The organism is Streptomyces sp. IBSBF 3136, from assembly GCF_036815105.1.
Lineage (GTDB): Bacteria > Actinomycetota > Actinomycetes > Streptomycetales > Streptomycetaceae > Streptomyces.
The window spans coordinates 1-12450 of the sequence record NZ_JAJSZC010000005.1 but is presented as its reverse complement, the minus strand read 5'-3'; the positions used below and the strand labels follow the sequence as shown (position 1 = coordinate 12450).

Genomic DNA, 12450 nt, shown 5'->3' with positions numbered 1-12450 from the left:
GCAGCTCAGGACACGAACCGCTGCTGGAGTATTAGAACTCCTGACGGAATGCTCTGCGAGCACTTGAGAGCTAACTCAGGGGCCGTGAACGAACGCGGTTGCTACTGTACGGACGTGACCCTGACCGACCTCAACCACGGCTTTCGTGACAATGAGCAGCGGCGGCGCGTCCAGAGGGTCGTTCACGATCGCCTCGCAGACGACCGTGACCCGCAGGAATGCCGCTTCCTCATGCGGTTCTGGTGGCAGCTGGTCATGTCGTACCAAGAGGTGTCGATGGACGAGCTCAGCCTGAACGTCGGCAAGCCGAAGCTGGACGTGATCGAGGCGCTGATCAACGCCATCAGGTCGTCCCATGCCGACATCGACGCCTGGATCACCACCACACAGCAAGTCTTCCCGGTGGTCCAAGATCGCGGCTTCAGGGCCGCCCAGGACAACGCACGTTAACGCGGCCGGAGCTTCTTCAGCCGTCGCCAGCAGATGATGCTGCAAGCGAGGCTGAGGAAGGCTTCGTGGATGTCATCGCGTATATCCCAGCGGATGCGCAGGCGGCGGAACCAGTGCAGGTGGGCGAACGCTCGCTCGACGACCCACCGTTGGGTGCCCAGGCCGGAACCGTGCTCGGTCCCGCGGCGGGCGATCTGCGGCTTCGCGCCGAGGTCCCAGACCAGGCGGCGGTACTTGTCATGGTCGTAGCCGCGGTCGGCCAGCACCACATCAGGGCAGTGCCGGGGCCGGCCGCGCTTGCCTCGCACGGGCGCACCGCCCGCCGTCTGCTCCACGACAACACCCTCAAGTCCGAAGACCGCCTCGCCGGCCTGCTGTTGCTCCTCTGTGCCCAGTGGCCCGCTGCGATCTCCCGGCTCACCGTCGACCACATCGAGGAGACCGACGGAGCCGTCCGCCTCCGCCTCGGCGCCGTCCCCGTCGACCTGCCCGGCCCTGTCGCCGACCTGGCCCTTCAGCAAGTCTCTGTCCGACGCAGCCATGCCGCTCTCGCTCGGACGGATTCACCCTGGCCCTTCCCCGGCGGTCAGCCCGGCCGCCCGATCAGGGTCTGGGCCACGGGCGAACGTCTCCGCAAACTCGGCATCCGGCTCGCAGAGACCCGCTCAACTGCCCTGTTCCGACTCGCCACCGAACTGCCCACCGCGGTCCTCGCACGCACGCTCGGCATCGACATCGCCGTCGCCGTCAAACGGCAGCGAGCCGCCGCAGGAGACTGGGCTGCCTACGCAGCCGAGGTCAGCCGCCGGAAGAAGGATTCATGAAGGTATCGCTAACGGTCGCACAGTTCCCTATCACGTGGGACGTCGAGCGGAATCTGGAATTGATCTCCGAGGTCCTGGCCGAGGCCCGGCCCGACGACATCGTCGTCCTGCCCGAGGGCGCACTGTCCGGCTACGGGTCGGACCTCTCAGCCCTGGGCAACCTCGACATTCTGGCCCTGTCGCACGCCACAGACCGAGTTGCTGTCCTGGCACAGGAAAACGCCGTGCATCTGTTCTGCGGCACGTTGCTCTTTGACCGGGGAGTCTGGAGCAACGCCGCCGTCTACTTTTCACCCAACGGCGAGAGGTGGATCTACCGGAAGATCAACCTCGCGATGAACGAACGCGGCAGGCTGGAAGCCGGGACGCACCTTTCCACGCTTTCCATCCCGATGGCCGGCGGGCCAGTCAGCCTCGGTGTCCAGATCTGCCGGGAGATCCGCTTTCCCGAGCAATGGCAGCACCTTGCCAGCAGCGGGGCACAGGCGTTCATCTACCTCACCCACGCAGTCAATACAGCCGAGCCAACAGGAGTCTGGAGAAGCCACCTCATCAGTCGCGCAGCAGAGAACCAGCGGTTCGTCCTGGCGGCGAACGTCGCGGACCCTCACCAGCACTGCCCCAGCATGATCATCTCGCCGCGAGGAGAGGTCCTCGCGGAGGTGACCTCCGGCAGCACCGCCGTCATCAGAACAACCATCGACCTTGACCAGGCTGCCAATTGGTACCTCGGCCAGCGGCGGCAAGACCTGCTAAGGCTGGCCTACGAAGGACAGGGCATACCAATCTAGACCGGCCCAAGGGCGGCTGCCCGCAGGCAGGCATTCGGGGGGTTCCAATACCCGAGCCCACCACTAGACGTCCAGCAGACCCGGGTCGAGGACGCCTGGGTGTCCGGGCAGCAGCGGGCCGCGAGGCGGCTGGAAGGACTGATGGGATGAAGTGGAACGTGCGGCTGACGGCCGCGAACAAGGGGATCTGGAAGGCGTCCGAGCTCCAGCGGAGCCTGGCCGAGCACGGCTTGGTGATCTCGGCCGGGAAGATGTCCGGCCTGTGGTCCGGCCATCCGGTCTCCCTCAAGCTGGAGGACCTGGACGTGATCTGTGTCGTGCTCGGATGCGAGATCGGCGATCTGCTGATTCCCGAGCCCGGGAAGGTCGGCCGCCCAGGTCAGCAGGCTGGAATCCAGGAGGCCACGACCGGCTCGGTGGTGGCCCCGGCCGTCGTGCCCAAGCGCCGCGACGGCCGATCCCTGCCGCCGATGTGACCTGGTCACCATCACCATGGGAAAGATCAGCGAGAACAAGCCGGCGGCCTCCTGCTCGGGCTGTTTCGCCTGGGGTCAGCTGCCCGGCCGGTTCTGCCGCGGCTGCTATACCTACGGCCAGCTGCACGCCGTCGGCGAGTGCGTCGGCTGCCGGCGGCAGGTCCCGGTCGATGGCAAGCACGGCTACTGCCGCCTCTGCAGGGCTCAGGCGACCTGGGCGATCAAGGCCGGCGGCAAGGCGTCGGTGATCAAGCCGTACCTGCGGCGGGTGACCTGCCAGCAGCTGTTCTTCGTGAACCTTCAGCGGCCCAAGAACGGCGGGCCCCGGGTCGGCAAGGCCGGCCGGCGCGTACTGAAGCCGCCGCCGGTTCCCGAACCACACCGCGTGATCACCACGTCGACTCGACGCAACTGACGCTGTTCACTGCCACTCGGGACTTCCGCCGGTTCGACCGGGAACTCCATGCCGACCTGGCCAACCCCTGGCTGGTCCGGGCCCGGCAGACTGCTCGGGCGCTTGGGGAGGCCCGCGGCTGGAGCCGCTGGATCGCCAGCGACGTGAACCGAGCCCTGGTCATCGTGCTGTCCGGCTTCCGGGAAGGTGAGCCGATCCGGTACTCCGAGCTCTTCCCGGCCCTGCGCGTCCGCGGGCTTCCCGTCGTGAGGACCGCCGAAGTCCTCGACCATCTCGGCCTGTTCACCGACGACAGGGCCCCCGCCATCGACCGGTGGCTGGAACGGAAACTCGACGGGATGCCCCCGGGCGTCCATCGCGCCGTCGACGCCTGGATCCGCACTCTCCTCGACAGTGGCCCGCGGTCCGAGCCTCGCTCCCGGCACACGGCATGGGCCTACCTGGGGGAGATCCAGCCGGTGCTGCTGGAGTGGTCCAGCCGCTAGGCCTGAAGCACATCGGTGGACCCGTGGGTTCAGGCTGAAGGGCCTTCGGTTTTCCTGAACCCACGGGGATCACAGCCCCGGGGTCCTACCGCAGACACCAGCCGCAAAGTAGCGGTCAGGACATTGCGACCGCGGACGCCGACCACCGCCAGGTCGCCGGAGCGGCTGGGAAAGCCTCTACGATCCGGTTGATCACCGAACCGGGGAGGGAACATGACCGAGGGCCGGGAAACGGACGCGGCCGAGAGACCGGTGGAGCTGGCCTACCGGCCGACCGCCGGCGAATTGGCGTCCGCGCTGCGGGCACGCGCGAGGAGCACCGGCGCGGGACGCTTTCAGCGCGGGGCGCTGGTCTGGACGGTGGCGGTCACGACCGTCGGCGCCCTGCTGTCGTCGGCTGGCTCCGGCCACCGGGACACACCGTGGCCGCTGTATGCGGGGGTGGTGGTCTTCGGCGTCTTCATGACTGCGGTGCCGTGGTTGCAGGCGCGCCGCCTTCACCGGCTCGCCGAACGGCAGGGGGACATTTGCGGGACGGTCGACGACACCGGGGTCCGGCTCACCACCGCGCACAGCTCGGCCAGCCACGACTGGCACCTCTACTCGCGCTATGCCGAGACGCCGGAGCTGTTCGTGCTTCTCAGCGCCGACAAGTCCGCCGTCGGCTTCGCCGTCCTGCCCAAGCGGGCCGTGGCGGGCCCGGAGGACGTGGACCGGCTCCGTGCGGTCCTCGACCGGCGGCTCGTGCGCGCGGACGACGCCGAGGCGCCCGGAGTCCCACGGAGCCGGGGGCGGGCCGTCGGCCGCGGGGTCGGCTCTGTGGGACTGTTGCTGCTGGGGCTGCTGCTGTTCTTCTTCGCCTTCGTCGCCGTCCAACATGCCGCGCACCCGGACCGCTTTCCCGGAATCCAGAACAACACCGCCCCGGTATCGGCCGTCATGCTGGGGCTGGGGGCGCTTGCGGCCGCAGGGGCTTGGTGGCTCGTACGGCGGATGCCTGCCATGCGAATCGTGACCGCCGTGCTCGCCGTCCTTGTCCTGCTGGCCGGTGGCGCCGTCCTGTACCGCGTTGGGCCGATGCTCCACTGCTGGGGCTCGGAGCGGATCGCCCGCGGGCCCGAGGGCTCTTACGTCTGCTACCACCTCTGAGCGGGGCCACGGTTTCCAAGCCGGCCCGGAGATCATCTCTCGGCGGCGGGCCGCAGAAGCCGCGCAGTCAGCTGTGCGGCCCGCCGCTCACTGAACCTCCGTTGAGAGCCGGACCGAGTGAGCCCCTGGTCGTTTTCAGGAATCCCCATCACTTGCGCAAGGGCATCTGAACTCCTCAATCGCCTACTGGCTGATGGGCCCGGGCGGCTGGCATTTCGCTCAGGCCCGCTGCCGGGAGCAGCTTCAGTCTCTCGGAGCCCGGCGCCCCGTGTCAGACCCGTCCAAGAAGTCCGGCACATCTCCAAACGTCGAACGCGAATGACGCAGCGCGTTCGCGTTCCGGGAGGGTCGTCGGCGCGACTGCATCCGCAGACCGCTGTGCGCGATTGGAACGCAGCCGCAAGCTCGAGGGGACGAGTGTCAGTCTGTTCTGCTTCGGGTGGTGGTCAGGCGCCTGTCCGACGTCACCTGGCAGGAGCCCGCCGCAAGACAGCTGTCCACCGCGATCAACCACGACAAGGAGACGACCAAAGCCGATCTCAAGCACCTCACGGCCCAGCTGCCCGCTCCCGCGAGCACCGTGCACATCACCGTCCTGAACGGCACCAGCACGACAGGACGGCCCCTGGCAGCAGATCGGGGCCGATGGTGAGGGTGATGGTGGCCGTAGCCCCCTTGGCCGAGCGCGTGGGGGTCATGCCGGGCAGGTGGCCGGCGACCCGCCATCACCGACTGAGCACACCTGGCCCAGGAGCAACGACCACACGACGCTCAAGGTCACCGCATCCACTCCCGCTACCTGGGTGCGGTGCGCACGCGGTCCGCTGCCTTCGGCGGCCGCAAGGCGGTACGGCGCGTCCCCACCTCCCTCAGCCAGGCGAGGAAGACGACGACGAACAGACCCTCGACAATCAAGGACAGGGGGCCGTACGGCGGTTCCCAGCCTGACTCGTAGTAGCCGTTCGGAAGGCCGACGGTACGTGACAGCAAAAAGCCGACGATCATGCCGAGGCTGACGACGGCCCCCGTCAGCCAGGCAACCATCGGGCGCCTCATGGCCACCAGCCCCACCGCGACAACCAGCATGACAGCACTGCCCAAGGCGAACAGGACACCGATGTAGAACTTCTCCTCAAGGTGGTCGGGCACGAGGAGACCGTGCAACACCACGTTGCCGATGGCGCAGCAGACTCCCAGCCCTCGCAAACTGACGTCGGTGACGGATGTGGAGTTCATGGTGACTCCAGCTGTTCTCATGCGTGGAGGAGACCGGTCGGGGCGCCGGCCGCTGGGGGGGGAAGCGCCGTCGTGGTCTTGTCGCTCCCTGGCTGTCCTTCTCGGTGAGTACGGCCTCAATGAGGGCGGGGCCAGCCTGTAACAGGCAGACGACCACCCATGTGTCCAGCCGGAATGTCGGGAGCTTACGGGAGGTGCCGAGGGTGTCAGCCGCCTCCTCGCGCGTCACCGGCCACAGCTCGAATTCCGTGAACTCGAACGCGCGGCTCCGCAAGGCGTCGCCGAGGGCCCCCAAGCCGGTCGGCGAAGCGTGATCCAGTCCCGCCGGGGAAGAACATCGCCCATCCACATGGGCGAAACCCCTCGGATGCTGTTTTCCCGGGAGGTGTGTCCTCCACGGAGGAGATACGCAAGCGGAGCTTGGCGGGATTGCTCGTGCTTCGACGGAATGGAACGCGCAATGACTTCCCCAAGTTTTGCTGAAGCCCATCACCTGCCGCTTGTTAGGTAAGCCTTGCCTGTCTTAACTTCTGAGGGCATCCTGTGCACGTCAGACCGGAGTTTCCATGTCCAGCGGCAATATCGCCCTGCTCGGAGCCATCGCAGGCTTCACCATCTACCTCGGCCTCCCTCTCGGACGCCTCCGCACACCCACACCCCGACTCAAGGCCGGCCTCAATGCCGTCGCCATCGGCATCCTGATCTTCCTCGTCTGGGACGTACTGACCCACGCCTGGGAGCCCGTCGACGAGGCGCTGGGCAACCACGCCTGGGGGACCGTGGCGTCCGGGAGCTTCACCCTGGTGGCGGGTCTGACGATCGGACTTGCCGGGCTCGTTCACTACGACGGCTGGATCGCCCGCCGCCGCGAGGCCACCGTCCGGCCCGCGGGTCCGGGTGCCGCCGCATCCATCGAGCTGGCGCCGAAGACCCGCAGCCAGGCGGCATCGCTCGCGCTGATGATCGCCACCGGCATCGGCCTGCACAACTTCGCCGAGGGCATCGCCATCGGCAACTCCGCCGCCCAGGGGGAACTCTCCCTCGCCCTGCTGCTGATCATTGGCTTCGGCCTGCACAACGCTACCGAGGGCTTCGGGATCGTCGCCCCGCTCGCCGCTGAGGGCGAACGCCCCTCCTGGGTCAGCCTGCTGTGGCTCGGCCTGATCGGCGGCGGTCCCACCTTCCTGGGCACTCTCGTCGGCCAGCACCTGGTCAACGACACGCTCTCGATCGCCTTCCTCGGCCTTGCCGCGGGCTCCATCCTCTACGTCGTCATCGAACTGCTGGCTGTCGCCCGCAAGACCGGACTCAAGACCCTCACCACATGGTGCATCCTCCTCGGCCTCCTGCTCGGCTTCGCCACCGACGCGATCGTCACGGCCGCAGGCGCCTGAGACGCGAAGTCTCACCCCCAATGCCTTCTGCGCAGCCCACCGGCGAGGTCATCGGTTGGCAGCCCTTCGGCGTCTTCTTCCGTACAGATGGCGTGCCGAACGCCATAGCGCCGGCGGAGATCACATCCACGCCGCAGGGCATGGACCTCCCGGTCCTCGGGTCATCGTCACGGGTGAGGTCTTCTGGCACGCGGACAAGCACCAGGTCAGGGTCCGCCTCGATGAGTGGCAAGTGATCATCCTGGGCCGTCCCCGGGCCCTCCGAGGCGACAGTAACGGTGCCGAGCACGGCGGCGATCATCCGTGAGTCCCAGCTGCGCCGTGCTCTGCACTGGCGTGACGCGGCCCGCGACGACTGCCAGCGCGAGCGGGCCATGGCCGCCGCGAATCCGGGTGGGCACCATCCGCCGCGCCCTCCACGCGCGGCGGCACGGCACCGGCAGGCCACGCGCGCCGCGCTGGCCCGGGCCGATGCCGTCACCGACAGGCTCCACGCTGCTGCGCAGGCGGCGGGCAGCATGCACGGGCCTGAATGATGGCGGGGGCGGCAAGCTTGACCCTCTCGTTCAGTGTCGTCGTCGCTCCATGGTCACTGTGCGGCGGCGCTGTCCGGGAGGTGGGCGGCCGGGTTGAGTGCCTTGGCGACCGCAGGGGTGAGGGGGTGTCCGGCGAGGACGTGGCGGACGGCGTCGAGGGGAACGGGGCGTTCGTAGTAGTCCTCGAACCATGCCTGAACGGTCTCAGGGGAGCGGTCGGTGAGGAGGTGGAAGAGGAAGCCGGAGCCGTCCGGGTCTTCGCTGCCCGTGGGGAAGGCGATGACCGAGCCGGTGCGCCAGGCGGTGTCGCCGTTCGCCTGCCACAGGCAGGCGGTGACCCGAGGGGCGTCGAGGCCCTCGTCGTGGAAGGCGGGCTCGTCCAGAAGCGGGCGCAGCGCCGTGGGCACCTCGTCGATGACACCGGGCCAGACCTGCTCGTCGTCCGTGGCGTACGGACTCATCTGCGACTCGTGGTCGAAGCCGCGTATGAGCACGCCGGCCGGGGTGAAGAGGACGGCGAAGTCGTCTCCGGAGCCGTTGTCCATCAGGGCCGCCTCGACACCGGGGCTCCAATCGGCGTGGAAGGTGTACTGGCAGAACTGTGGATCGTCACCGATCGCCCCGTCCAGGGCGGCCAGGGCACGCAGATGGGTACGAAGCCGGGCGGGGTCGGGGAGGAGAGCAGCGGTCTCGCGCACGGTACTCATGGCGTCATGAAAGCAGCCGCCCCTGACAATCCAGGAGACCGGTGCGCTGCACGTCTCTCCGCACCGCCGCCCTGACCCTGCGCGTCGGCTGAACCCCGGCGGGGCGCCGCCCACACGGAGGCGCCCCGCACCCGGCCCGACGGACACACACCCCACCGAGGGCGTGTCTGCGGGCAGGGGGCCGCCCCCTTGGAGGAAGGCTTCACAGATGCACGCCGTACTGCACGCACTGTCGATTGCCGGGTCCATGACCTGGGAGATCACCTGGGCCCTGATTCTGGGCTTCGCCCTGTCCGCTGTCGTCCAGGCCGTGGTCCGCAAGTCCACCGTGGTCTCGCTCCTGGGCGACGACCGGCCCCGCACGCTTGCCGTCGCCGCCGGCCTGGGCGCGGCGTCCTCATCCTGCTCGTACGCGGCCGTCGCGCTGGCCCGCTCGCTGTTCCGCAAGGGCGCGAACTTCACCGCCGCCATGGCCTTCGAGATCGCGTCCACCAATCTGGTCGTCGAGCTCGGCGTGATCCTTGCCCTGCTGATGGGCTGGCAGTTCACCGCCGCCGAATTCGTCGGCGGCCCGATCATGATCGTCCTGCTGGCGGTGCTGTTCCGCATCTTCCTGCGTGACAAGCTCCTCCGCAGTGCCCGCGAGCAGGCTGAACGCGGAGTCGCCGGCTCGATGGAGGGGCACGCCGCGATGGACATGTCCGTTCACCGTGAGGGCTCCTTCGCCCGGCGTCTGTTCTCCCGCGAGGGTTTCACCTCGACCTCGCACGTCTTCGTCATGGAGTGGGCGGCGATCCTGCGCGACCTGGTCGTTGGCCTGCTCATCGCCGGCGCCATCGCCGCCTGGGTTCCCGACTCCTTCTGGCGCACCTTCTTCTTCGACGGCCACCCTCTCGCCGCCAAGCTGTGGGGCCCGATCGTCGGCCCGCTGGTAGCGATCGCCTCATTCGTGTGTTCCATCGGCAACGTGCCGCTGGCGGTGGTGCTGTGGAAGGGCGGCATCAGCTTCGGCGGCGTGGTGGCGTTCATCTTCGCCGACCTGCTGATCCTGCCGATCCTCAACATCTACCGGAAGTACTACGGCGCCAAGACGGCCGCCTTCCTGCTCGGCACCTTCTACCTCGCGATGGTCATCGCCGGGTACATCGTCGAATTCGCCTTCGGCGGGCTCGGCCTGATCCCCGACCGGGCCGACGCCAAGATCCCCATGGAGGGCGTGAGCTGGAACTACACCACCTGGCTCAACATCGCCTTCCTCCTCCTGGCAGCGGTGCTCCTGGTGCGCTTCCTGCGCACCGGCGGACTGTCCATGCTCCGCATGATGGGCGGCTCACCCGACAACGGCCACGATCACACCAGGCACCTGCAACACGGGCAAGCAGGGAACGCGCACCGCGGGCACCACCAATGAAGCGTGGCTCTCCACCCGTGGGTGGAGGACCAGTTCTGCCCACAGGCCGATTTGTGAACCACCGCCGGCGTGCTGGAGTAGTTCCGTGACTGCCACCCTGCCGCGCGTCCTGCCCAGCCCAGACGGCAAACCGATCCCGCCGCCCGGCACCGCCGACATCTTCCGGGCCTTCGCCCAGGACCTGGCCGCCGGTCGGCGGCCCTGGACGACCGAGACCGCCCAGTTCATCGCCGCGCAATTCGACCAGCTTGCCACCGACTGGGACACCACCCGCGCCACCGGCCGCGACGACCCCCTGCGCGACGCCCTCACCCGCGGCGGACCACTGCCTACGGGCCCCTGCCTCGAACTCGGCTCCGGCACCGGCCTGTTCACCCCCCTGCTGAGCACCACCTTCCCGCAGGTGATCAGTGCGGACCTGTCACTGCGCATGCTGCAGCAAGCCCACGGCCGCTCACCGGCGCGCGTGCAGGCCGACGCAAGCACCCTGCCGCTGCCCGACTCCTCCGTCACCGTCATCGCCGCGATCGACATGCTGCTGTTCCCCGCAGAGACCGCCCGCGTCTTGGCGCACGACGGAGCACTGCTCTGGATCAACCAGCTCGGCAGCGACGGCCCGCTCTACCTGCCTGCGCCCGACGTCGCCTCAGCCCTGCCCGGCACCTGGCAGGCGACCGAGTCCGAAGCCGGCTGGGGTACCTGGGCCGTCCTGCGCCGCATCCGCTGACACACACCAGAGGCGCGCAGCCCCTCTCGGGCGAGGTCTGCGGCGCTCCGCCGGGCAGCTTCCCGCGCGACGTCTGGCGCTTGGTACCGGTGGACGGCTGACCTCTGGCGCCTCGGCGGGTGCGGCTTTCATCGGAGGCGCCTCGCGATCCGGATGGCTGCTTCTCTACGTCTCGTAGTAGTTTGTGGGATCGAGGACAACCTGGCCGAAGCAATGAGGGAGGTGCCAGGTGAGCGGCGGTAAGGACGACCGGGGGGAGGCCCGGCGGCGTGCACGCGGCGAGCTGGAAGCTGAGGTGTTGGCCGCCTTGTGGTCGGCCGGCGGTCCGGTGCCCGCGGCTGTGGTTCAGGAACAGGTGCCCGGCGCCGCCTATACGACGGTGCTGACGATCCTGACGCGGCTGTGCGACAAGGGCATGGTGACCCGGCAGCGGGAGGGGCGTAGCCACGTGTATGTGCCCGTGGACGACCAGGCCGGACATGTGGCGGCTGGGATGCACTCGCTGCTGGCCGAGGGCGGGGATCGTGCCGCGGTGCTGGCGCGGTTCGTGTCGGACCTGTCGCCGGAGGACGAGCAGCTGCTCGACCAACTGTTGCACGGCGACTGACCCGGGGGGTGAGGCGTGTTCTGGCCGGTGCCGATGTATCTGCCGCTGTTGGTGAGCACCGCCCTGGCGCTGGTGGCGCCCTGGGTGGGGCGTCGGGTGCCTCCACGCCTTGGTGCGTGGGCGATGGTGTGCGCGGCGTTCGTGGCTGCGGGCACATGGGTGACGGAGCTTGCGATTCTGGCTTTCACCGCGGTAGGTCAGGTGCCGCTGGTGGCGGCGCAAGGGGCCTGGTCGGTGAGAGTGCTGGCGGCGGAGGACCCGGTGAGCCGGAAGGTCGCCGCCGTGTGTGCCGCAGTGGTGCTTCTCGTAGTGGTGAGCCTGACCGTGGCGTCATGGCGCCGGGGCCGTGCGCTGGTGGATGCCTGGCGGGAGTGCCGGCACATCGCCGCGGGTGGCGACCTGGCCGTGGTCGACGATCCGACACCGGCGGCATACGCCGTGCTCGGCATGCCTGGGCGGGTGGTCGTCTCTTCCGGGATGCTGAAGCTGCTGGACGGACCGGAGCGGCGGGCCCTGCTCGCTCATGAACGGGCGCATCTACGGCATCGGCACCATCTGTTCTCTCTGGTACTGCACCTGACGGCGGTGGTGAACCCGCTGCTGCGGCCGGTGGAGCAGATCGGAGCTTATGCAGTGGAGCGGTGGGCGGATGAGGAAGCCGGCGCCGTGGTGGGGGACCGCCGGGTCGTCGCCAAGGCGATCGCCCGGGCAGCACTGGCGTCGAGCCGGATCCGGGAGACGGCATTGGCCGCCACTGGTGGACCGGTGCCCCAGCGTGTCAAGGCGTTGCTGGCTCCGCCGATGCGCTCCCCTCACGGTGTGATAGCGGTGTTCGCCGTCCTCATGGCGGCCTGCTGCGCGAGCCTGGCTGTCACAGCGCACGACACGGAGCGGCTGTTCGAGGCCGCCATGCACGCCCGGACCGCCGCCTCGCAGCTGTCTACGCGCTGACCGCTCTCCGTCGGGAACCGTCTAATGGTCCCAGGCGGCTCGGCATGAGTGCCGGCCCGACGGGGTCGTGTCCGGGGCGGTGTCTGACCTCGCTGGGCATGCCGTTGCGGAACGGCCCATGGCCGGTCCCTCCGAGGAACGGCGCGACCGCTGAGGGATGACGCCGGGTATGAGGCCGGCAGCGCGGGCCCGGTCCGGCCCTTGGTCAAGGCGGGGAAGGCTGAGGAGAGACGAACCGGGGGGGGGGGGGGGGGGGGGGGGGGGGGGGGGGGGGGGGGGGGGGGGGGGGGC

14 protein-coding genes and 1 pseudogene are annotated in these 12450 nt (G+C 68.9%); 12 read left to right on the top strand and 3 right to left on the bottom strand.

Annotated elements, in window-relative coordinates; translation table 11 throughout:
* The first annotated feature begins 114 nt into the window (after window positions 1-114).
* A complete protein-coding gene (locus V7E45_RS01835; RefSeq protein WP_333772264.1) occupies window positions 115-450 on the top strand; it encodes a hypothetical protein in 336 nt (111 codons plus the stop codon).
* On the opposite strand, the pseudogene V7E45_RS01830 reads toward V7E45_RS01835, so the two are convergent.
* Window positions 447-761: pseudogene (locus V7E45_RS01830) on the bottom strand (transposase); the annotation flags it as partial. The gene V7E45_RS01835 and the pseudogene V7E45_RS01830 overlap by 4 nt on opposite strands.
* A 509-nt stretch (window positions 762-1270) precedes the next feature.
* Here V7E45_RS01830 and V7E45_RS01825 point away from each other — a divergent pair.
* The 6 genes from V7E45_RS01825 to V7E45_RS01800 all read left to right on the top strand — a co-directional run bounded on the left by V7E45_RS01825 (window position 1271) and on the right by V7E45_RS01800 (window position 5242).
* Window positions 1271-2065: a carbon-nitrogen hydrolase family protein gene (locus V7E45_RS01825; protein ID WP_333772263.1), complete on the top strand. Its 795-nt coding sequence runs from the start codon at window positions 1271-1273 to the stop codon at window positions 2063-2065.
* A gap of 146 nt (window positions 2066-2211) precedes the next feature.
* Window positions 2212-2541 (top strand): helix-turn-helix domain-containing protein, encoded by a 330-nt coding sequence (locus V7E45_RS01820; RefSeq protein WP_333772262.1) that lies wholly within the window; start codon window positions 2212-2214, stop codon window positions 2539-2541.
* A 16-nt stretch (window positions 2542-2557) separates the two neighbouring features.
* A complete protein-coding gene (locus V7E45_RS01815; protein WP_333772261.1) occupies window positions 2558-2956 on the top strand; it encodes a hypothetical protein in 399 nt (132 codons plus the stop codon).
* Window positions 2957-3099: 143 nt separating this feature from the next.
* A complete protein-coding gene (locus tag V7E45_RS01810) occupies window positions 3100-3441 on the top strand; it encodes a hypothetical protein (protein ID WP_333772260.1) in 342 nt (113 codons plus the stop codon).
* A 213-nt stretch (window positions 3442-3654) separates the two neighbouring features.
* A complete protein-coding gene (locus tag V7E45_RS01805; RefSeq protein ID WP_333772259.1) occupies window positions 3655-4590 on the top strand; it encodes a YcxB family protein in 936 nt (311 codons plus the stop codon).
* 439 nt (window positions 4591-5029) lie between these two features.
* A complete protein-coding gene (locus V7E45_RS01800; RefSeq protein ID WP_333772258.1) occupies window positions 5030-5242 on the top strand; it encodes a hypothetical protein in 213 nt (70 codons plus the stop codon).
* A 143-nt stretch (window positions 5243-5385) separates the two neighbouring features.
* Here the strand turns inward: V7E45_RS01800 and V7E45_RS01795 are convergent, their stop codons facing one another.
* The gene (locus V7E45_RS01795; RefSeq protein WP_333772257.1) at window positions 5386-5826 is read right to left on the bottom strand and encodes a hypothetical protein; all 441 of its coding nucleotides are present in this window, start codon (window positions 5824-5826) and stop codon (window positions 5386-5388) included.
* Between the two features lie 566 nt (window positions 5827-6392).
* Between V7E45_RS01795 and V7E45_RS01790 the strand changes: the two genes are divergently transcribed.
* The gene (locus V7E45_RS01790) at window positions 6393-7220 is read left to right on the top strand and encodes a ZIP family metal transporter (RefSeq protein WP_333772256.1); all 828 of its coding nucleotides are present in this window, start codon (window positions 6393-6395) and stop codon (window positions 7218-7220) included.
* Window positions 7221-7809: 589 nt separating this feature from the next.
* On the opposite strand, the gene V7E45_RS01785 is transcribed toward V7E45_RS01790, so the two are convergent.
* A complete protein-coding gene (locus tag V7E45_RS01785; RefSeq protein WP_333772255.1) occupies window positions 7810-8463 on the bottom strand; it encodes a hypothetical protein in 654 nt (217 codons plus the stop codon).
* 208 nt (window positions 8464-8671) lie between these two features.
* On the opposite strand from V7E45_RS01785, the gene V7E45_RS01780 reads away from it, so the two are divergent.
* From V7E45_RS01780 to V7E45_RS01765, 4 genes are all read left to right on the top strand, one after another.
* On the top strand, window positions 8672-9874 hold the full coding sequence (locus V7E45_RS01780) for a permease (RefSeq protein ID WP_333772254.1): 1203 nt from the start codon (window positions 8672-8674) through the stop codon (window positions 9872-9874).
* 85 nt (window positions 9875-9959) lie between these two features.
* Window positions 9960-10601 carry a class I SAM-dependent methyltransferase gene (locus V7E45_RS01775; protein WP_333772253.1) on the top strand — a complete coding sequence of 214 codons (642 nt, stop codon included), beginning with the start codon at window positions 9960-9962 and terminating at the stop codon, window positions 10599-10601.
* A gap of 229 nt (window positions 10602-10830) precedes the next feature.
* Window positions 10831-11208, top strand: coding sequence for a BlaI/MecI/CopY family transcriptional regulator (locus V7E45_RS01770; protein WP_333772252.1), 378 nt, complete (start codon window positions 10831-10833; stop codon window positions 11206-11208).
* Between the two features lie 15 nt (window positions 11209-11223).
* Window positions 11224-12159: a M56 family metallopeptidase gene (locus V7E45_RS01765; protein WP_333772251.1), complete on the top strand. Its 936-nt coding sequence runs from the start codon at window positions 11224-11226 to the stop codon at window positions 12157-12159.
* The last annotated feature ends 291 nt before the right edge of the window (window positions 12160-12450 follow it).